The 18,630-nt window shown below is 73.2% G+C and carries 14 protein-coding genes and 1 pseudogene; 8 read left to right on the top strand and 7 right to left on the bottom strand.

The genetic code is table 11. The features are described 5' to 3' along the window. Positions 1–100 precede the first annotated feature (100 nt). From AB0C96_RS10750 to AB0C96_RS10740, 3 genes are all read left to right on the top strand, one after another. The gene (locus AB0C96_RS10750) at positions 101–1,978 is read left to right on the top strand and encodes a protein kinase (protein WP_362915832.1); all 1,878 of its coding nucleotides are present in this window, start codon (positions 101–103) and stop codon (positions 1,976–1,978) included. Between the two features lie 130 nt (positions 1,979–2,108). Beyond that, the gene (locus AB0C96_RS10745; protein ID WP_362915830.1) at positions 2,109–3,836 is read left to right on the top strand and encodes a succinic semialdehyde dehydrogenase; all 1,728 of its coding nucleotides are present in this window, start codon (positions 2,109–2,111) and stop codon (positions 3,834–3,836) included. A 97-nt stretch (positions 3,837–3,933) separates the two neighbouring features. After that, on the top strand, positions 3,934–5,787 hold the full coding sequence (locus AB0C96_RS10740; RefSeq protein ID WP_362915828.1) for a GMC family oxidoreductase: 1,854 nt from the start codon (positions 3,934–3,936) through the stop codon (positions 5,785–5,787). Between the two features lie 52 nt (positions 5,788–5,839). Here the strand turns inward: AB0C96_RS10740 and AB0C96_RS10735 are convergent, their stop codons facing one another. Continuing rightward, a complete protein-coding gene (locus tag AB0C96_RS10735; protein ID WP_362915826.1) occupies positions 5,840–6,910 on the bottom strand; it encodes an LAETG motif-containing sortase-dependent surface protein in 1,071 nt (356 codons plus the stop codon). Between the two features lie 918 nt (positions 6,911–7,828). After that, positions 7,829–8,137 (bottom strand): chorismate mutase, encoded by a 309-nt coding sequence (locus AB0C96_RS10730; protein ID WP_362915824.1) that lies wholly within the window; start codon positions 8,135–8,137, stop codon positions 7,829–7,831. Between the two features lie 325 nt (positions 8,138–8,462). Here AB0C96_RS10730 and guaA point away from each other — a divergent pair, with 325 nt between their 5' ends. Beyond that, a complete protein-coding gene (gene guaA, locus AB0C96_RS10725; protein ID WP_362915822.1) occupies positions 8,463–10,049 on the top strand; it encodes a glutamine-hydrolyzing GMP synthase in 1,587 nt (528 codons plus the stop codon). Positions 10,050–10,264: 215 nt separating this feature from the next. After that, positions 10,265–11,179, top strand: a complete 915-nt coding sequence (locus tag AB0C96_RS10720; RefSeq protein WP_362915820.1) for a 2-hydroxy-3-oxopropionate reductase — start codon at positions 10,265–10,267, stop codon at positions 11,177–11,179. A 99-nt stretch (positions 11,180–11,278) separates the two neighbouring features. Here the strand turns inward: AB0C96_RS10720 and AB0C96_RS10715 are convergent, their stop codons facing one another. Beyond that, positions 11,279–11,752, bottom strand: a complete 474-nt coding sequence (locus tag AB0C96_RS10715; RefSeq protein ID WP_362915818.1) for an SRPBCC family protein — start codon at positions 11,750–11,752, stop codon at positions 11,279–11,281. 148 nt (positions 11,753–11,900) lie between these two features. Between AB0C96_RS10715 and AB0C96_RS10710 the strand changes: the two are divergent. Next, positions 11,901–12,695, top strand: a pseudogene (locus AB0C96_RS10710) (class II aldolase/adducin family protein); the annotation flags it as partial. A gap of 144 nt (positions 12,696–12,839) precedes the next feature. Here AB0C96_RS10710 and AB0C96_RS10705 read toward each other — a convergent pair. Continuing rightward, positions 12,840–13,598: a hypothetical protein gene (locus AB0C96_RS10705; RefSeq protein ID WP_362915816.1), complete on the bottom strand. Its 759-nt coding sequence runs from the start codon at positions 13,596–13,598 to the stop codon at positions 12,840–12,842. A gap of 9 nt (positions 13,599–13,607) precedes the next feature. Next, positions 13,608–14,300: a hypothetical protein gene (locus AB0C96_RS10700; protein ID WP_362915814.1), complete on the bottom strand. Its 693-nt coding sequence runs from the start codon at positions 14,298–14,300 to the stop codon at positions 13,608–13,610. A 302-nt stretch (positions 14,301–14,602) separates the two neighbouring features. Here AB0C96_RS10700 and AB0C96_RS10695 point away from each other — a divergent pair, with 302 nt between their 5' ends. Both AB0C96_RS10695 and AB0C96_RS10690 read left to right on the top strand, forming a co-directional pair. After that, a complete protein-coding gene (locus AB0C96_RS10695; RefSeq protein ID WP_362915812.1) occupies positions 14,603–15,883 on the top strand; it encodes a hypothetical protein in 1,281 nt (426 codons plus the stop codon). Between the two features lie 160 nt (positions 15,884–16,043). Next, complete coding sequence (locus AB0C96_RS10690; protein ID WP_362915810.1) at positions 16,044–16,589, top strand: TQO small subunit DoxD; 546 nt, start codon at positions 16,044–16,046, stop codon at positions 16,587–16,589. A 156-nt stretch (positions 16,590–16,745) separates the two neighbouring features. On the opposite strand, the gene AB0C96_RS10685 is transcribed toward AB0C96_RS10690, so the two are convergent. Both AB0C96_RS10685 and AB0C96_RS10680 read right to left on the bottom strand, forming a co-directional pair. Next, positions 16,746–16,979 carry a hypothetical protein gene (locus tag AB0C96_RS10685; RefSeq protein WP_362915808.1) on the bottom strand — a complete coding sequence of 78 codons (234 nt, stop codon included), beginning with the start codon at positions 16,977–16,979 and terminating at the stop codon, positions 16,746–16,748. Continuing rightward, complete coding sequence (locus AB0C96_RS10680; RefSeq protein WP_362915806.1) at positions 16,976–18,418, bottom strand: PspC domain-containing protein; 1,443 nt, start codon at positions 18,416–18,418, stop codon at positions 16,976–16,978. The genes AB0C96_RS10685 and AB0C96_RS10680 overlap by 4 nt, the downstream gene beginning before the upstream one ends. Positions 18,419–18,630 lie beyond the last annotated feature (212 nt).

Here is an 18,630-nt window from a genome sequence, read left to right as displayed (position 1 = left end):
CGGCAGGTCACCGGCAGATCGGGCGGAAGGGCCGGCGGACCGGCCGGCCGCATGGGGTGCCGACCCCGCCGGGCGGGGGCCGGTGCGGCAAGATGGGGGCATGGGGATCTTCGGGGGCGAGGGCCGCCTCATCGGTGGACGGTACCGCCTGGACATTCGGCTGGGCCGCGGCGGCATGGGTACGGTCTGGCGGGCCACCGACGAACTGTTGGGCCGTCATGTCGCGGTCAAGGAACTGCACTTGGACGAGGGAACCGCCGAGACCGAGTCGCGGGTGCAGCGCGAGCGGGCGATGCGCGAGGCGCGGACGGTCGCCCAGATCAAGCACCCCAATGTGATCGTCGTCCATGACGTCGTCGAGCAGGACGGCCGCCCGTGGATCGTGATGGAGCTGGTGGAGGGCCTGTCACTGGCCGACCGGCTGCACAGCGGCGGCCCGGTCGCCCCGCGCGAGGCGGCCCGGATCGGCATCGCGCTGCTGGGCGCGCTGCGGGCGGCGCACACCCGCGGCGTGCTGCACCGCGACCTCAAGCCCGCCAACGTCCTGATGGAGTCGGGCACCGGCCGGGTCGTGCTGACCGACTTCGGCATCGCCCAGGTCCCCGGCGTCACCACGCTCACCGACGCCGGCGGCTTCGTCGGCTCGCCCGAGTACACCGCCCCGGAGCGGATGGCCGGCCGCGGCACCGGCCCCGAGGCCGACCTCTGGTCGCTCGGCGTGCTGCTGTGCGCCGCGCTCAGCGGGGAGTCGCCGTTCCGCCGCGACTCGCTGGGCGGGATCCTGCACGCCGTCGTGTACGACGACATCCAGCTCCCCGAGCCCGCCCGCCCGCTGCACGCCGTCGTCCGCGGCCTGCTGGAGCGCGATCCCGAGCACCGCCTCGACGTGGTCGAGACCGAGCAACTGCTGCGCGGCTACCTCCAGTCGGGCCGCGCCCCGGAGCGCCGGGCGGGCGGACACCGGGGCCGCGGGGCCGGCCGCACCCCGGGCTTCGGGGCGGGAGGCGCGGGGTTCGCCGCCGAGGCGGTGGCCGGTGCGCGCGGCCCGGACCCGCACGCTCCCTCGTACGACGGCCCCGGCGGCGGCCACCCCGGTGAACACCCGCCCAGCGAGGACCCGCTCGCCGCCCGTACCCCGTCGCCCGTCCCGCCCGGTCCCGGCCGTACGGCTCCCGGACCCGACCCCGTGTGGCCCGCCGGCGGCACGGGCGGCCGCACCCCGGGCCTGCCGATCCGCGACGCCCTCGACGAGCGGGCGCTGGCCGCCGCAGCCCGTCCGCACACCGGCCGCACCCGGGTGGCGCTACTCATTGCGGCCGCGGTGGTGGTCGGCGGTGCCGCCGCGGGCACCACGGCGCTGCTGATGAACAACCAGGACGGCGCCGACGACGGCGCCGGCCGGAACGGCGACCCCAGCCGCTCCGAGCAGGCCTCGGACACCACGACGCAGCGCCCCGTCACACCCAAGCCCGGCACACCGAAGCCCGCCCTGCCGGGCAGCTCCTCGCCCACCTCGACCGACGGCACCCGGGTCCCGACCGGCTACCGCCCCGTCCGCGACCCGGCCGGCTTCGCGTTCGCCGTACCGGAGGGCTTCACCCGCTCCTACGAGAACGACCGGGTCTACTACTACTCCCAGGGCAAGCGGTTCCGGATCGGCGTCCAGCTCCAGAAGCCGCCGCCGGAGGGCCCGATCCAGGCGATGCGGACGGCGGACGCCGAGGGCCCCGCCCACTACCGCGGATACCGCCAGGGCAAGGTCGCCGAGACCACCCACAAGGGGCTCCAGGCCGGGCTCTGGCAGTTCGTCTGGGACGGCAGCGCGGCGGACGGCGGCTCGCGCTACACCTACGACCTCAGCTGGGACGAGGGCGGGCAGATGATCGACGTATGGATCTCCTCGCCGCTCGGTTCGCGCGCGGAGGCCAAGCGGCACTTCGACACCGCCGTCGACGCGTTCAAGCTGACCGGGGCGTGACCCGGGGCGTCCGGGTCCGCCCTGACCAGAGCCGTTGCGGCCAGCAGACACTGGCGCGATTGTGGGCACCGCGTGAAAACCCGTTACTGCCGGGTACACAAAGCGTCCGGGGAGGAATACCCTCGCCGGCATGACGGACTCGCAGGACACCGGAACAGCCCCCACGCTCGACTCCGCCCGCGTGGGAGGTGCCGCCACCTCCGCCGCCGACGAGGCCCCCGCCGACGCCTCCACGGAGGCCGCCGAGGCCCCCACGGAGGCCGCCGAGGCCCCCGACGGCAACCCGGTCGCGGCCGCCCCGCCCGGCGCCCGTACCGCCGCCGATGTGATCACCCCCGAGGTCGCCGCCCGGCTGACCCGCGGTGTCGTCGGCAGTGGCCGGACCGCCAACCACACCCCGTTCACCGGCGAGAAGCTGGCCGACCTGCCCGAGTCCACGCCCGAGGACGTCGCCACCGCCTTCGAGCGGGCCCGTGCCGCCCAGGAGCGGTGGGCCAAGGTGCCGGTCAGGCAGCGCGCCGCGGTCCTGCTCCGCTTCCACGACCTGGTGCTGCGCCGCCAGGCCGAGGTGCTCGACCTGATCCAGCTGGAGACCGGCAAGGCCCGGCTGCACGCCCATGAGGAGGTGCAGGCGGTCGCGGTCGCCGCCCGCCACTACGGCCGCAAGGGCCCCGCCTACCTCAGGCCCAGGGGCCACACCGGCGTCGTGCCCACCCTCACCAAGGTCACCGAACTCCGCCATCCGCGCGGCGTCGTCGGGCAGATCGCCCCCTGGAACTACCCCCTCGAACTGTCCGTGGGCGATGCCCTGCCGGCCTTCGTCGCGGGCAACGCCGTGGTGATGAAGCCCGACACGGAGACCGCGCTGACCGCGCTGTGGGCCCGTGAGCAGCTCATCGAGGCCGGACTGCCGGAGGACGTCTGGCAGGTCGTGATCGGCGAGGGTCCGGTCGTCGGCCCCGCCGTCGTCGAACACGCCGACTATGTCTCCTTCACCGGCTCGACCCGCACCGGCCGCGAGGTCGCCCAGGGCGCCGCCGCCCGCCTGGTCGGCGTCTCCCTCGAACTCGGCGGCAAGAACGCCATGTTGGTCCTTCGGGACGCCGACGTCGAGAAGGCCGCCGCCGGCGCCGTCCGCGGCTGCTTCTCCTCCGCCGGCCAGCTCTGCATCTCCATCGAGCGGCTGTACGTCCACGAGTCCATCGCCGACGACTTCCTGGCGCGCTTCGCCGCCCGGACGAAGGCGATGCGGCTGGGCAACTCCCTGACGTACGGCGCCGACATGGGCTCGCTGGTCGGCGAACGCCAGCTGGAGACCGTCACCCGGCACGTCGAGGAGGCCGTCGCCAAGGGCGCGAAGCTGGTCGCCGGCGGCCGCCCCCGCCCCGACATCGGCCCCCTCTTCTACGAGCCGACCATCCTCGACGGGGTGCAGGCCCCGATGGCCGTCTGCGACGAGGAGACCTTCGGCCCGGTCGTCTCGGTCTACCGCTTCAGCGACGAGGACGAGGCGGTGGCGCTCGCCAACGCCACGCCGTACGGCCTGAACTCCAGCGTCTGGACGAAGGACGGCCGCCGCGGCCGCGCGCTCGCCGCCCGGCTGCGCACCGGCACGGTCAACATCAACGAGTCCTACGCCGCCGGCTACGGCAGCGTCCAGTCCCCGATGGGCGGCATGGGCGACTCGGGCCTGGGCCGCCGGCACGGCTCCGAGGGCATCCTCAAGTACACCGAGGCGCAGACCGTCGCCCACCAGCGCCTGCTGCCGCTCGCACCGTCCTTCGGGATGACCGACGAGTCCTACGCCCAGTTCATGACCCGCAGCCTGCGCGCGATGAAGGCGTTCCGGCTGAGGTGAGAGACCGCGGACGGCCGTGGCCCGAGGAGGGGCCACGGCCGGCCCGGAAGACCCGGCCTGACCCGGCCGTTTTGCCAACGACCCGCAGGGAGAGCCAGTGCCCCAGGAGAACTCTGCCCGGAAACAGGACGCCGCCCCGGACGGCCGGGACGACGGTTACGACTACGACGTGCTGGTCGTCGGCTCCGGCTTCGGCGGTGCGGTGTCGGCGCTGCGGTTGACCGAGAAGGGCTACCGGGTCGGCGTCCTGGAGGCCGGCCGCCGCTTCACCCGCGAGACGCTCCCGAAGAACTCCTGGGACCTGAAGAACTACCTGTGGGCCCCGGCGCTCGGTCTCTACGGCATCCAGCGCATCCACCTCCTCGGCAATGTGATGGTGCTGGCGGGCGCCGGGGTCGGCGGCGGTTCGCTGAACTACGCCAACACCCTCTACGTACCGCCGAAGGCGTTCTTCGACGACCCGCAGTGGAAGGACATCACCGACTGGCAGGCGGAGCTCAAGCCGTACTACGAGCAGGCCCAGCGGATGCTGGGCGTGCGGCTCAACCCGACGATGACGCCGTCCGACGTCCATCTGAAGGCGACCGCCGAGGCCATGGGCGTCGGCGACTCCTTCCATATGGCGCCGGTCGGCGTGTTCTTCGGCGACGGCCGGGACGCGTGTGGCGGGGACGGGGCCGGTACAGCCACGGCGGCCCCCGGCGAGGAGGTCCCCGACCCGTACTTCGGCGGCGCGGGCCCCGCCCGCACCGCGTGCACCGAGTGCGGCGCGTGCATGACGGGCTGCCGCCACGGCGCGAAGAACACCCTCAACGAGAACTACCTCCACCTCGCCGAGCGCGCCGGGGCGGTCATCCACCCGATGACGTCGGTGGTCGCGCTCACCGAGGACTCCCGCGGCGGCTTCGCGGTCACCACACTGCCGACGGACGACAAGAAGAAGGGCGCGGGCCGGACGTTCACGGCCCGGCGGGTGGTCCTCGCGGCCGGCACGTACGGCACGCAGACCCTGCTGCACCGCATGAAGGACAGCGGTCTGCTCCCGTACCTATCCGGCCGCCTCGGCACGCTGACCCGCACCAACTCCGAGGCGCTGGTGGGCGCGCAGACCGACGACCGGCGCTACCGGAAGCGGCACGGCGGGACGAAGGTCGACTTCACCAAGGGCGTGGCGATCACCTCCTCCATCCACCCCGACGAGAACACCCACATCGAACCGGTCCGGTACGGCAAGGGCTCCAACTCGATGGGCGGCTTGACGATCCTCCAGGTGCCCTACCGCCCGGTGGGGCGGGTCGCCGGCTGGCTGGCGAACGTGGCCCGCCACCCCTGGCTGGCGGTGCGCTCGCTGTCCAACCGCCGCTGGTCGGAGCGGACCATCATCGGCCTGGTCATGCAGTCCCTCGACAACTCCCTGACCACGTACCGGAAGCCGAGCGGGCCGGGCAAGGGCCTGCTCACCGCGCGCCAGGGCCACGGCGCCCCGAACCCGAACCAGATCCCCGAGGCCACCCGGGCGGCGACCCTGCTCGCCGAGGAGATCAACGGCTTCGCGGGCTCCAACATCGGCGAGCTGATGGGCACTCCGCTCACCGCGCACTTCCTCGGCGGCTGCCCGATCGGCGACTCGGCCGCCTCCGGCGTCATCGACCCCTACCACCGCCTCTACGGCCACCCGGGCATCTCGGTCGTCGACGGCGCCGCGGTCTCCGCCAACCTCGGCGTCAACCCGTCGCTGACCATCACGGCGCAGGCCGAGCGGGCGATGTCCCTGTGGCCCAACAAGGGCGAGCCGGACCCGCGCCCCGCCCAGGGACGGTCCTACCTGCGGCTGGCCCCCGTCGAGCCGGTGCGCCCCGCCGTCCCGGCGAAGGCCTACGGCGCGCTGAACCTGCCGTTCCTGCCCGTCCCACAGGTCCCACCGGCCGCGCCGAAGACGTCCCTCACCTAGCGACGAGGGGCCGCCCCGGTCCACCGGTGCGGCCCCTCGCCCCTGTCACCGGTTACGCGGCCGCGGCGCCGGACGTCTTACGACGGCGGACGACGACGATCGCGCCCGCACCCACGGCCATCGCGACCCCGCCCACGAGGGCGATGGTCGGCAGCGCGGAGGACGAACCGGTCTCGGCGAGCTTGCCGGTGGCCGGGATCTCCTTCAGGTCGCCCTGCGGAGCGGGCTTGTTGGGGGCCTTCTTGCCCGGCTTGCTCTTGGCCGGCGGCACGCTGCCCGGCTTGCTGCCCGCGACCAGGATGTCGAAGTCGTACTCCGCGACGTCCGAGAAGCCGCAGACGTCGTCCTGGTTGTGGTACGCGCCGACGGTGAACGCGAAGCCGTAGCTGCCCGGGGTCTTGGCGTCGACCTTCAGCCGCAGCTTGGCGTCCGCGTACTCACCGGGCTTCAGGTCGTCGACGGAGGCGAAGTAGCCGTCCTCGTCGGTGATGGACTCCCAGGCGCGGGTGTCCTCGTCGTACCACTGCACGGTCAGCAGCTTCGAGACGTCGTCGAAGTCGCCGTTGCTGACGCCGGCCAGCGCGACGTACGCGTCGACCGACTTCATGGCCTTGTCGGAGGTGTTGGTGGCGCGGAAGGTGAAGTTCTTCCACCCGGAACCGGCCACGACCTTGCTGGGCAGACCGCGCAGTTCGGTGCTGATCGCCGCCTCGTCCGACTGCTTGGCGCAGGTCGGGTCGTCGGTGGGCTTCGCGGTCGGCTTGGCGGTGGGCGTGGCCGAGGTGGAGGGCTTCGGGGTGCTGCTGGGCTTGGTGTCGCCGCTCGGGGTGGCCGGGGCGGACGGCTGGGCCTCGTCACCGCCGGTCTCCGTACCGGGCTTGGTGTCGTCGGCCGGCGTGGCGTCCGGGGTCGGCGTGGTCTGGTCGCCGGCGGCCGGGGTCTCCGGCTGCGTGCTGGTGCCGCCGTCGGCCTGGTCCGAGTCGGGGGTGCCGGGCGTCGGCTCGGCGCTCACGCCGGACTCGGCGTCGGTGCCGGTCGCGAACGCGGCGGGGGCCGTCATCAGGGCGGCGGGAGCTATGACGGCCGTCGCGGCGGCGACCGTCAGGGCACGGCGAAGCTTCATCAAGCAGACCTCTCGGGGTCCGATGTGCCGTTGGGCGGCACAAATTGGTAGGGGCCACGCGGTGGGGGCGCGGTGTGGCCGTGCGATTGCAGATACGTGACTGAGCATGGCCAAAAAAGGTTGTCTGCTCGAACGGAATTGGTGACGTGATGCCCCTCACATCCGCCACAGTCGCCTCACAGGGGGCGCACGGCCGGCGCACAGCGAAGGGCCCCGGATGCCGTCCGCGAGGGGGGGTGTGCGGACGGCCACGGGGCCCTTGGCTTTCGGTGCCGGCGTCAGGGCAGCGCCGGCACCGACGGGCGGCGCTGGGGGGGGGGGTAGCGCCGCTGGCTCATGGGTGGTGCGGGGTGGTGCTCGATGGTGCGGATCCCGCGTTGGTCGGACCAATGGCAGTGTAAAAGTCCATACCGGACGCGGTGCGTCGTTCGTCAAGCATCGTCCTGGATACGCCTCACCTGGCGCAACCGTTTCGACCGGATGCGGTCGGTCCCGGGCGTCCCCAGGACCGACCACCCCATCGGTTTGTGACCGGGCTGCTGTCCCCTGCTGACCGGCCACGGCACCGGAGCGAGGTCCCACGACGCGGACCGCGGCGAGCGGCCGGCGTCTCATCGCTCCGGATTTCCGCCCGTGGGGCGGCGTCTACGCGTAGTCCTGCAAGGCCGCGCCTGGCTGGCGTGGCACCGGGAACAACGAAGCCTCGCGGCGGCCGGTCACGCGCCGTACGGGTGAGTCGGCAACCGAACTCAGATCCGGCAGCTGCGCCGGGCGCGCGCCCCTTTGCCACGCGCTCCCGACACACCCCGAAACCGACCGAACACCGAACGCATCAGGCCACATCCGGCAGTCCGGCAGTCCGGCAGCCCGGCACGTCCGCCCGTATGCCCGGCGCGTCCGGCACCCGCCGGCCCGCCGTCAGATCCGGCCCCGGGACAGTTCCAGCAGGGTCATCGCGAGCGCGGTGCCCGGCTTGCCGAGCTGGTTGCGGTAGTGCGCGAGGATCTCCATCTCGCGGGCGAGGTGCACCCGCCGCCCGCCGGAGGAGATGCGCTCCTGCTGGATCACCGCCGAGACGGCCATCCGTTCCTGCACCAGGCCGATGATCCGGCCGTCGAGATCGTCGATCCGGCTCCGGGCGTCGGCGATGACGTCGTCCGCCGTCGCCGTGCGTGCGCCGGTGCCGGGGGTGCGGGCGGGGGCGGGGCTGGTGGTCTCCGTGCTCATGTCCGTGTCTCCTGGGGTGAGTGGCCCCGGAGCCGACGATCGGTCCCGACGAACGACAGGCGCCCCGGACCTTGTCGGCCCGGGGCGCCTGGGAAGTCGCTTGTCAGTGGTTCAAGCAGCACGTCCATGGCTACCGGCGGGCCGGTTGCCATAGGTAAAGAGGAAGCTGAGCTGCTTGGTCACAGCTCCAGTATGCCCGCCTGCGCACCGTCAGGGTCAAGGCGGGCCCGGGATGGTTCGGATGGTGAGACGAATGACCGCTCCCGCGCGCCGTTAGAATCGACAAACAGAACCCCTGCTCACTGCTCGCCGGAAGGCCGCCGCCGTGCCCTCAGCGTCCCCCGCTGCCGCCGCCCCCGACACCGTCCTGGTCGTCGACTTCGGCGCACAGTACGCCCAGCTCATCGCCCGTCGCGTCCGTGAGGCCCGGGTCTACAGCGAGATCGTGCCGTCCACCATGCCGGTGGCCGAGATGCTCGCCAAGAACCCCGCGGCGATCATCCTCTCCGGCGGTCCCTCGTCGGTCTATGCGGAGGGCGCGCCGCGCCTGGACCGCGCCCTCTTCGAGGCCGGTGTCCCGGTCTTCGGCATGTGCTACGGCTTCCAGCTGATGGCCACCACCCTCGGCGGCACCGTCGACAACACCGGAGCCCGTGAGTACGGCCGCACCGCGCTGGCCGTCTCCAAGCCCGACTCGACGCTCTTCGAGGGCACCCCGGCCGAGCAGTCGGTGTGGATGTCCCACGGCGACGCGTGCAGCGCCGCTCCCGAGGGCTTCACGGTCACCGCCTCGACCGACCTCGTCCCCGTCGCGGCCTTCGAGAACGACGCGAAGAAGCTGTACGGCGTGCAGCACCACCCCGAGGTGATGCACTCCACGTACGGCCAGCAGGTCCTGGAGCACTTCCTCTACCGCGGTGCCGGCATCCAGCCGTCGTGGACCACCGGCAACGTCATCGAGGAGCAGGTCGAGGCGATCCGCGCCCAGGTCGGCACCAAGCGCGCGATCTGCGGGCTGTCCGGCGGCGTGGACTCCGCCGTCGCCGCCGCCCTCGTACAGAAGGCCATCGGCTCGCAGCTGACCTGCGTGTACGTCGACCACGGCCTGATGCGCAAGGACGAGACCGAGCAGGTCGAGAAGGACTTCGTCGCGGCCACCGGCGTCGAGCTGAAGGTCGTCGACGCACAGCAGCGGTTCCTGGACGCGCTCGCCGGGGTCTGCGACCCCGAGGAGAAGCGGAAGATCATCGGCCGGGAGTTCATCCGGGTCTTCGAGCAGGCCGAGGCCGAGATCGTCGCCGCGGCCCCGAACGACCAGCCGGTCAAGTTCCTGGTGCAGGGCACCCTCTACCCGGACGTCGTCGAGTCCGGTGGCGGCACCGGCACCGCGAACATCAAGTCCCACCACAACGTGGGCGGCCTCCCCGAGGACCTTGAGTTCGAGCTCATCGAGCCGCTGCGCAAGCTCTTCAAGGACGAGGTCCGGATGGTCGGCGCCGAGCTGGGCCTGCCCGACGAGATCGTCCACCGCCAGCCGTTCCCGGGTCCCGGGCTCGGCATCCGCATCGTCGGCGAGGTGACGAAGGAGCGGCTGGACCTGCTGCGCGAGGCCGACGCCATCGCCCGCGAGGAGCTGACCGCGGCCGGCCTGGACCGCGACATCTGGCAGTGCCCGGTCGTGCTGCTCGCCGACGTCCGCTCGGTGGGTGTCCAGGGCGACGGCCGTACCTACGGCCACCCGATCGTGCTGCGCCCGGTCTCCTCCGAGGACGCCATGACGGCCGACTGGTCGCGCCTCCCGTACGAGGTGCTGGCGAAGATCTCCACCCGCATCACGAACGAGGTCTCCGACGTGAACCGCGTCGTCCTCGACGTCACCAGCAAGCCGCCGGGCACCATCGAGTGGGAGTGAGCACCGCAGCGAACTCCCGCTGAGACCAACGGCCGCGCCGCCACCCGGATGAACGGGTGGCGGCGCGGCCGTTTGCGTCCGCCGTGGGCACGGCCCGCGCGCCGCAAGCGCCGCTGACCGGCTGCTGTTGACGGCGCGCGCCCCTCGACGCAGGATGGATGCTATTCCGCCATGCGGCAATAAGTATCCGTCTTTCGAAAGAAGCGAGACGCGCCATGAGCACCATCGCCTTCCTCGGCCTCGGCATCATGGGCAGCCCCATGGCCGTGAACCTCGCCAGGGCCGGGCACTCCGTGCTCGGCTGGAACCGCAGCCCCGGCCGGGCGGAGGCGCTGGTCGCGGCCGGTGGCACGGAGGTCGCGTCGATCGCCGAGGCGGTGCGCGGGGCGGATGTGGTGATCACCATGGTCCCGGCGTCCCCGCAGGTCGAGGCGGTCGCGTACGGCCCCGACGGCATCCTGGAGAACGCCCGCCCGGGAACCCTCCTCATCGACCACTCCTCGATCACCCCGCAGACCTCCGTCGCCCTGGCCGAGGCCGCCGCCGGCAAGGGCGTCCGGGTGCTGGACGCTCCCGTGTCGGGTGGTGAGGCCGGTGCGATCGAGGGCGTGCTGTCGATCATGGTCGGTGGCGAGGAGGCCGACTTCGAGGCGGCGCGGCCGGTCTTCGACGCGGTCGGCACGACCGTGGTGCACTGCGGCCCGCACGGCGCCGGACAGACCGTCAAGGCCGCCAACCAACTGATCGTCGCGGTGCACCTCCAGGCCCTTGCCGAGGCCGTGGTCTTCCTGGAGAAGTCCGGCGTCGACCTCGCGGCCGCCCTGGACGTCCTGGGTGGCGGACTGGCCGGCTCCACCGTCCTGGCCCGCAAGAAGGACAACGTCCTCAGCCGCGACCACCGCCCCGGCTTCAAGCTGGAGTTGCACCACAAGGACATGGGCATCGTGACCGACGCCGCCCGCGCGGTCGGCGCCGCCCTGCCCGTCGGCGCGGTCGCGGCCCAGCTCGTCGCCTCCGCGGTGGCGCGCGGCGACGGCGGGCTGGACCACTCGGCGCTGCTGCGCGGGGTGGAGCTGCTCAGCGGGTACGAGCAGGGGCGGGAGCGGGAGGAGGACCGGGGGCGGGAGTAGGGGGAGGAGCAGAGGGAGGGGCGGGAGCGTCGGCGCGGTCCGGTCGGCCGTGGGTCGGGCCGGTACGAGGAGCGCCGGCGGTCGCCGTGGCGCGTCCGCTTAGCCCCGTACGGCCGCCGCCAGCCGGTCCAGCGTCGTGGCCATCGCCGGGCCCATCCGCCTGGGGTAGCCGGGGAGTTCGACGACGAGGCGGGGCAGGCGGGCGCGCGACCAGTCGTAGGTGTGCGTGACCCGGGTGACGGGGCCGTCCGCGCCGTCGTCCAGCGGCGTCAGCGCGTAGCGCCAGCGCTGTCCGCCGACCAGCCGGCGGCCGCGGACCTCGCCCCAGGTCTCCCAGGCGATCAGCCGGTCCGCCTCGTACTCGACCACGGCGTTCAGCGACCGGTAGGCGATCCGGCCCTGTGCCATTCCCATGCTGAACCGGTCGCCCGGGCCCAGCGGGGACGGGCCCTGGGGGCGGCCGCGCAGCATGCCCGAGCCGTCCAGTTCGGCGTGCCGGGCCGGGTCCCGGAGGACGGTGAAGATCGCTTGCGGTGCGGCGCCGATGTCCTTGCTGACCGATACGGCCCTCATGGTGTGCCCCTCTGCTGGCGTGCCTGCTGCGTCGTGTGAGGTGTCCATGATGCCGGTGGGCGCATCCGGGCCTGCCGCGACCCTGGTTACCTGCGGTAGTGAACGGTAGCTTCCGCATCGCGCATCAAGAGCCGCACGCGCCAGGAGGAGAGCCGCGATGCCCGAGCCGACGCCCATACCCACCGAGCAGCTGCACTTCGCGATGCCGCCGACGCACGACACCGTCGAGGACGAGCGGCACCACCGCAAGGAACGGTTGGCCGCGGCGCTGCGCCTCTTCGGGCGCCTGGGCTTCGAGGAGGGCGTCGCGGGACACATCACCGCACGCGACCCGGAGTTCCCCGACTGCTTCTGGGTCAACCCCTTCGGGATGTCCTTTCGGCACATCACCGTGAGCGACCTGATTCTGGTGAACGCGGAGGGCAGGGTCGTCGAGGGCCGCCACCACGTCAACCAGGCGGCGTTCGCGATCCATTCACAGGTCCACCGGGCCCGCCCCGACGTCGTCGCCGCGGCCCACAGCCACTCCACGTACGGCAGGGCGCTCTCCGCCCTCGGTGAGCTGCTGGAGCCGATCACCCAGGACGTCTGCGCGTTCTACGAGGACCACGCGCTCTTCGACGACTACACGGGCGTCGTCGTGGACGAGGAGGAGGGCCGCCGGATCGCGGCCGCCCTCGGGCCGCACAAGGCCGTGATCCTGCGCAACCACGGGCTGTTGACGGTCGGCGACTCGGTGGACGCGGCGGCGTGGTGGTTCCTCACGATGGAGCGCTCCTGTCAGGTGCAGCTGACCGCCAAGGCCGCCGGCAAACCGGTCCTGATCGACCACCACAACGCCGTCCACACCCGCGAGCAACTGGGCAACGACCTGGTGGCCTGGATCAACTACCAGCCGCTGTACCAGCAGATCGTACGGAGCGAGCCGGATCTGCTCGGATAGCGGCGTCGCCTGGGGGCGAGGGCGCGTGCGCCCTGTGGGAGGGCGGGCCGTCCCACAGGGCGTCGGCATCACGGGTGGGGCCCTGGTGGGGCCCTGGCGGGGCCCTGGTGGGGTCCTGTGGGTCTCCGGTGGGTCCCCGATGGGTCACAGGTGCGGGAACAGGTCCAGGAACGGTTCTGCACTGGCCGTGATGCCCCGGCTGAACGGCGAGTCGAAGTCCCAGACGAGGAACAGCAGGAAGGCGATCAGCGCACTGAAGAGCCCGGCCATCAGCAACTCCCGCCCCGACCGCCGGATCTGTAGCGTGAACATCACCCCGATGGAGATCGCGCCCCCGATCACCAGCCCGAACCACACCACCCCCGGCAGGGTGGAACCGGCCGCGTCCGCACGGGCGCTGCGGGCCGCGTCCGCCACCCCGACCTGGTCCACGAGCGGCTGGTAGGACTGCGCTTCGAAGTCGTTGGCCGGGTGGTAGTCGGTGACGTCGGCGCGGACCTTCGTCAGCAGGTCCGTGCCGTGCCCGGACAACCGCCCCTGGTCGGCCATCGCCGGCCACTCCTTGTGCACGACGTAGGACGCGTAGGCCTCGACGTCCGCCCGGATCCGGTCCCGCACCGGCGCGGGGTAGGCCCGCGCCCGCGCGCCGACCTCGTGCAGGGCCTGCGCCTCGGTCCGTACGGTGTCCTCGGCCGCGCTCCTGGCCTCCCAGACGCCGGCGATGGCGAGGCCCAGCACGATGGCGTACACCACCCCCACCATCATCGTCAGGTACTCGATGACGTCGGGCGTTTCGGTCGGGTCGTCGTCATCGCCGATCCGGCGCTCCTTGAGGACGGTGATGATCAGTACGACGCCACAGACAGCGGCCATGGCGATGCCCAGCACCAGCCATTGCGACATGGAGATCTCCTACGAGGAACGGCGCCCGGCGGAACCGGACGAGGAGCTCGAACGGGGGCGGAGAGCGGCGCCGGCCAGCACGGCCGGGGCGGTGAGCAGCAGGGTCGTGGTCACGACGGAGCGCCGGTGGTGCGGCCGGTGGGGCGCCCCCGGGTAGCTGCGGGGCACCGCCGGCACGGGCGGGACGGGGAGTTCCAGGGTCTCGGGGGTCGGCGGCGGGGGCGTGGGGCGGGCGTGGTGCGTGGGGGACGGCGGTGGCGGCGGTGGCGGTCGCCGTGGGGTTGGACGTGGTGGTGGGGGCGGGGGCGGCGCGGGTTCGGGGGAGCGTGGACGGGGCGCGGGCGGCCGGGTGGGCGCGGGCGGGTGCGTGGCCTTGGTGCAGGGGAAGTGCCAGCCGCGCGGCATCGGAAAGCCGGTCGGCACGTCCACCTGCGGGCCGGTCCCGGCGAAGGCGCAATTGTCGCCGGTGGACGGCCGGTTGAGCCGGTCGAGCCGGTCGAGCCGGTCGTGCGCGGACGCCGGTGGCGCGGTGGCCGACAGCGCGAGGGCGCCGGCCATGACGAGGAAGGCGGTGGCCAACACCCCGGCGCCCAGCCGGGTCAGGCCGCCGACTCCGTACCGGCGACCGGCCCCGCGCCGGCGACGTCGCTCGCCTCGTGGCGCGCGGGTGTCCGGGTGGGAGGGGCGGTCCGGTGGTGGCATGCGGTGAGATCTGTGTACCTGGCACACGGCGAGAGCTTGCGCAGTGCGTGGGGCACTCAGCCGTAGCCGTGGCCCGGTTCGCCCAAATGGGGGAAGCGTCGGGTTTGCGTGGCCGGCCCGGCGATCGGGTGTTCGGTTCCGGAGGGGGCGTCAACGCACCGCCGCGCTCCACCACCCGCCACCAACTGGACGTTTGATGTCCGGCCCGGTGGTGTGAGGCACAATTCCCCTTCACGCAAGACAAGTTGGTGGCGAGCGGTCGCGGGGCGGTAACGGACGTGTCGGTTGAGGCGGCGGGCAGGATGGCCGGAACGGGCGAGCCGGAGGGTGGCGGCGGGCAGCGCGCCGACGGCGGCGAGTGCCGGTGCGGACGGTGCCCGCACGGCGCCCGTACGGGGCACCGGGAGGCGCTTGCCGCGTTCGTCGCGCTGCGCGAGGACTTCGCCGCCGGTCGTGGCGTACCGTCCGGGCTCGCCCGCTCGGCCGGCGCCGCCCGGCAGTGGGTGTCCGATGAACTCACCCTCTCGGCACGCGAGTTGGCGCAACGCGGGACCGCCGAGAAGGTCGCCTGGTTGACCGCCGTGCGGTGGTGTACCCTGCTGGTGGTCTGGATCGCGGTGGTGGCGCTGCTGCTCGTGCAGGCGCTCACCGCCATCGGTTCGGGCTGGACGGCGGCTCGTACGGCGGGTCTGGTCGCGGCCGTCGTCCTGGCGCTGGGGCTGACGCTGGCGGCCTGGCGGCACCGCGCGCACGGCGGGGCACTGGCGCCGCTGATCGGTGAGGACGGCCGGCTGTCCACCTCGCGGACGGTCGCCGCGGCCTGGGCCACCGCGGTGCTGTACGCGGTCCTGATGCTCGCCGTACGCCTGGCGGCCCGGCCCGGCCCGCGGGTACGGCGCCGTCTGCTTCAGGGCCTAGAACTCGACCGCTCCGGAGCCCTGTTGGCGGCCCTCGCCCTCGCCTGCGGGGTCGCCGTGCTGGCGTACGGGCTGGTCGCCGCGCGGGTGCGGTCCGGAAGGCTACAGAAGGTCCCAGCCCAGCGCCCCCGCGCAGCCGATCTGCTGACCGACGACGCCGGGCGCGGCAGCCTCCTCGACGTGCAGTACGTCCTGATCAACGCGGCCGTGCTGACGCTCGCCCTGGTGCGGTTGGCCGGACGGCCCGGTGCGCTGCCGCAGCTGCCCTGGAGCCTGGTGGCCCTGACCCTGCTCTCCGGGGCGACATACCTGGCGGGGAAGGCGGCGACCGGCGGCCGGCCGGTGATCCTCTCCGTCGTCCGCTCCCGCGAACTGGGCGACCTCGCCGCGCCCGTGCGCACCGGCGACGACATCGAGATCCGTGGCACCGGCTTCGTCCCCCCGGGCGCCACCACGCCCGACCGGCTGGCCCGTACCGTCGTACGGATCGGCGGCGTCCACGTCCCGGTCCCGCTGGTCCCGGTGGCCGGGGGCTTCGCCAACCCGACGGACGGGGTGCTGACGGTCCCGGTGCCGGTCGATGTCGAGCCGGGCCGGGTGGAGGTCCGGGTGATCACGGCGGCCGGCGTGGAGACGGCCGGCTACCCGCTCGACGTGCTGGACTGACGCGACGTCCCGGCGGCGGTGCGTGTCGATTCTGTGTGCGTCAGTCGCCCGAAGTGCATCGGTCCGTTGAACCTCTCGCGCACGCGCGTACGTATCTCCCCAGGAGGCGCGGGCGCAGGCACAATCGTCTGCCCCCGGTGGCAACGGAGAGGCGGACGTCATGGTTCACGCGAATCGCACGATCGGTGCCGACATGGGCGGCACGGGCATCGACGGCGCCGGCACCGGGCTGCGCGCCCAGCTGGCGCGCCATGCGCTGCTCCCGCTGCGGGTGTTCCTGGGCGTCACCTTCGCCTACGCGGGCGTGGACAAGCTGACGGACCCGGCGTTCCTGGCGGCCGGCGGTTCGGGTTCCCTGGGGGAGGTGCTGCGGCAGGTCCACGACACCGCGGCGCTGCCGCTGCTGGTGGACCTCGCGCAGAAGAGCCCGGTGGGCTTCGGCTACGCCATTGCGGTGGGCGAACTGGCGGTGGGCCTGGGCACCCTCGCCGGCCTGCTGGGCCGGCTGGCGGCGTTCGGCGGCGCGCTGATCTCGCTGTCCCTGTGGCTCACCATGAGCTGGACGATCACGCCCTACTACTACGGCAACGACCTCGCCTATCTGATGGCCTGGCTTCCCCTGATACTGGCCGGCACCCCAAGGTTCTCCCTGGACGCGGCCCTGGCGATGCGCCGTAAGCGGCACGGGGCGCAGCTGTTCGGCTAGGGGCACGGTGACGGGGGACCCTGCCCCCTGCCCCTGGCGCGCTGGCGTCCGGGCGTGCTGGTGTCCCGGGGCCTGGCGTGCTGGTGTCCTGGCGTGTCGGCGTCCCGGTGTGTCGGCGTCCCGGCGCCCTGGCGTCCCGGGTGCCGGGACGCCGCCTCAGAGGCCCGGGGACACCGGGGGTTCGTCGGCACTCCGGGCGTGGTGGCGGCGGGTGGTGGCCCACACGGCGGCGGTGATGCCGGAGAGGAGGAGGCCGGCGGGGACGACGAGGAACAGCCAGGGGCCGGGGGCATGCCAGACGTCCAGGGCGTCCAGACCGTAGGCCGTGCCGACGGTGAGCGCGGTGAGGCCGGCGAGCAGGCGGGCCGGTTCGAAGGGATGGCGCTTCACTGGGAGGCTCCCTGACGGGTCGGGGCGGGCGGCGGGATGGGGGCCGGGGCGGCGCGCTCGACGGTCACCTGGCCGGCGCCGACGTGCAGGTCGAGGTCGAGGGAGCCGTGCGGTCGCTCACCCTTTTTCAGGCCGGTGGCGGGCAGGGTGACGGTCCGTTCCTGGCCGACGACCGAGCCGTCCACGTCGTGGGCCGACTCGCCGGGCAGGTGGATGTCGCCGAGCCCCAGTGAGATGTGCAGGCGGGCCGTGACGCCTCGGGGGAGCGTCACCAGGAGACGGCCGGCGCCGACCGATGCCTCGGTGTGGAGCGTGCGGCCGTTCCTGAGGGGCAGTCTTGCGAGGTCCAACCGGCCGTCACCGGAGCCGAGTTCGTAGTGCGGGGCGACGGCGGCGAGCGTGGTCGGGGCCCAGACGCGCTTCTGCCAGTCGGCGGTGATGTTCCTGGGGAGCACCGTGGCACCCGCCAGCAGCACGGCGGTCACGACGACCAGGAAGACCGTGCCGCCGCCCGTGCGGCCGAACCAGGCGCTGAGCACGAGGCCCAGGCCGAACACGACCAGGGCGGCCGCGAACCCGGCCTGGAGGGACGGGGCCAGGGCGTCGTGCCGGGCGACCGTGAGGGTCGTGCCGGCGCCGATGAGCAGCGCGAGCAGGAACGTCCAGCCGCCTATGGGGCGGCCGTTGCGCCGACGCCTGGGTGGGACGCGGACGGGATGGGCGCCGTGCGGCGGCACACCCGGAGGCCGCCCCGGGCCGGTCCAGGAGCCCGGCCGGTGCGGTGCGCCGGCCGGGGCGGCGCCGTGCGCGAACCGATAGCTGACGTCGATGGGGAGAGCGGCGGTCTCCGGGCCCCAGAGGTAGGCCGGGCCGGCCACTTCCCCGGAGCGCGGGCCGCGCCACCAGGAAGGGCTCACCGGTGCCGGCGGCGCGGTGGTCTCCGGCGGGGCGTCGGCAACCGCCTGGGCGGTGGCGGCATCCATCGACTCCGGGCCCTGGGCCTCCGCCGCCCTGCGCCGGCGCGACCAGTACGCGGACCCGGCCACCGCCAGTCCCAGCATGATGGCGAAGGACATCATGCTGCCCTTGCCGAGCGTCGTCAGGAACAGTCCGCAGCCGACCAGCGCGAAGAGCAGCGCCGTCAGCGCCGAGCCCTCGACGCGGCCGGAGAGCAGCCGACGGCCCTCGTTCTCGTCCTCGCCGTCCAGGGGGATGAGCAGCCAGGCGAAGCCGTAGGCGATCAGGCCGAGGCCGCCCACCGCGAGCACGGCGAGCACGATCCGGAAGATGACCGGGTCGAGGTCCCACTGCCGGCCCAGCCCGCCGCACACCCCGCCCAGGACCTTGTGCCGCCGGCTGCGGCGCAGCGGGGCGTGCGGCGTGGTGGGGCCGGCGGGGTCGGAGGGCGCCGACTCCTCGACGGGGGCTGCTTCGTTCATGGAGCCATGGTGACAACACCAACCTGGTCACGGCATCCGTGGGAACCCTGGCAGAACCCTGAGATCTGTCCCCGGCACCCCTGACATGCCCCCGGGGGGTCCCGAAACCCCTCGTCGGTTCGCATATGCCCCGCCCGTCCGACCGGTGCAGGACGACGCGCGCGGACGCGCGGTGGGCGGAGGGCTGTACGCGGCTGCCGTTGACTATCGTT

This window comes from Streptomyces sp. NPDC048506 (genome assembly GCF_040651315.1).
GTDB lineage: Bacteria > Actinomycetota > Actinomycetes > Streptomycetales > Streptomycetaceae > Streptomyces.
This window is presented reverse-complemented; position numbering and strand designations above follow the sequence as displayed.

Excerpts from the sequence above, each read along its gene's own strand:
- AB0C96_RS10750 (WP_362915832.1), top strand. The coding sequence starts at position 101 with ATGGGGATCTTCGGGGGCGAGGGCCGCCTCATCGGTGGACGGTACCGC.
- AB0C96_RS10745 (WP_362915830.1), top strand. The coding sequence starts at position 2,109 with ATGACGGACTCGCAGGACACCGGAACAGCCCCCACGCTCGACTCCGCC.
- AB0C96_RS10735 (WP_362915826.1), bottom strand. The coding sequence starts at position 6,910 with ATGAAGCTTCGCCGTGCCCTGACGGTCGCCGCCGCGACGGCCGTCATA.
- AB0C96_RS10730 (WP_362915824.1), bottom strand. The coding sequence starts at position 8,137 with ATGAGCACGGAGACCACCAGCCCCGCCCCCGCCCGCACCCCCGGCACC.
- AB0C96_RS10720 (WP_362915820.1), top strand. The coding sequence starts at position 10,265 with ATGAGCACCATCGCCTTCCTCGGCCTCGGCATCATGGGCAGCCCCATG.
- AB0C96_RS10715 (WP_362915818.1), bottom strand. The coding sequence starts at position 11,752 with ATGAGGGCCGTATCGGTCAGCAAGGACATCGGCGCCGCACCGCAAGCG.
- AB0C96_RS10705 (WP_362915816.1), bottom strand. The coding sequence starts at position 13,598 with ATGTCGCAATGGCTGGTGCTGGGCATCGCCATGGCCGCTGTCTGTGGC.
- AB0C96_RS10700 (WP_362915814.1), bottom strand. The coding sequence starts at position 14,300 with ATGCCACCACCGGACCGCCCCTCCCACCCGGACACCCGCGCGCCACGA.
- AB0C96_RS10695 (WP_362915812.1), top strand. The coding sequence starts at position 14,603 with ATGGCCGGAACGGGCGAGCCGGAGGGTGGCGGCGGGCAGCGCGCCGAC.
- AB0C96_RS10690 (WP_362915810.1), top strand. The coding sequence starts at position 16,044 with ATGGTTCACGCGAATCGCACGATCGGTGCCGACATGGGCGGCACGGGC.
- AB0C96_RS10680 (WP_362915806.1), bottom strand. The coding sequence starts at position 18,418 with ATGAACGAAGCAGCCCCCGTCGAGGAGTCGGCGCCCTCCGACCCCGCC.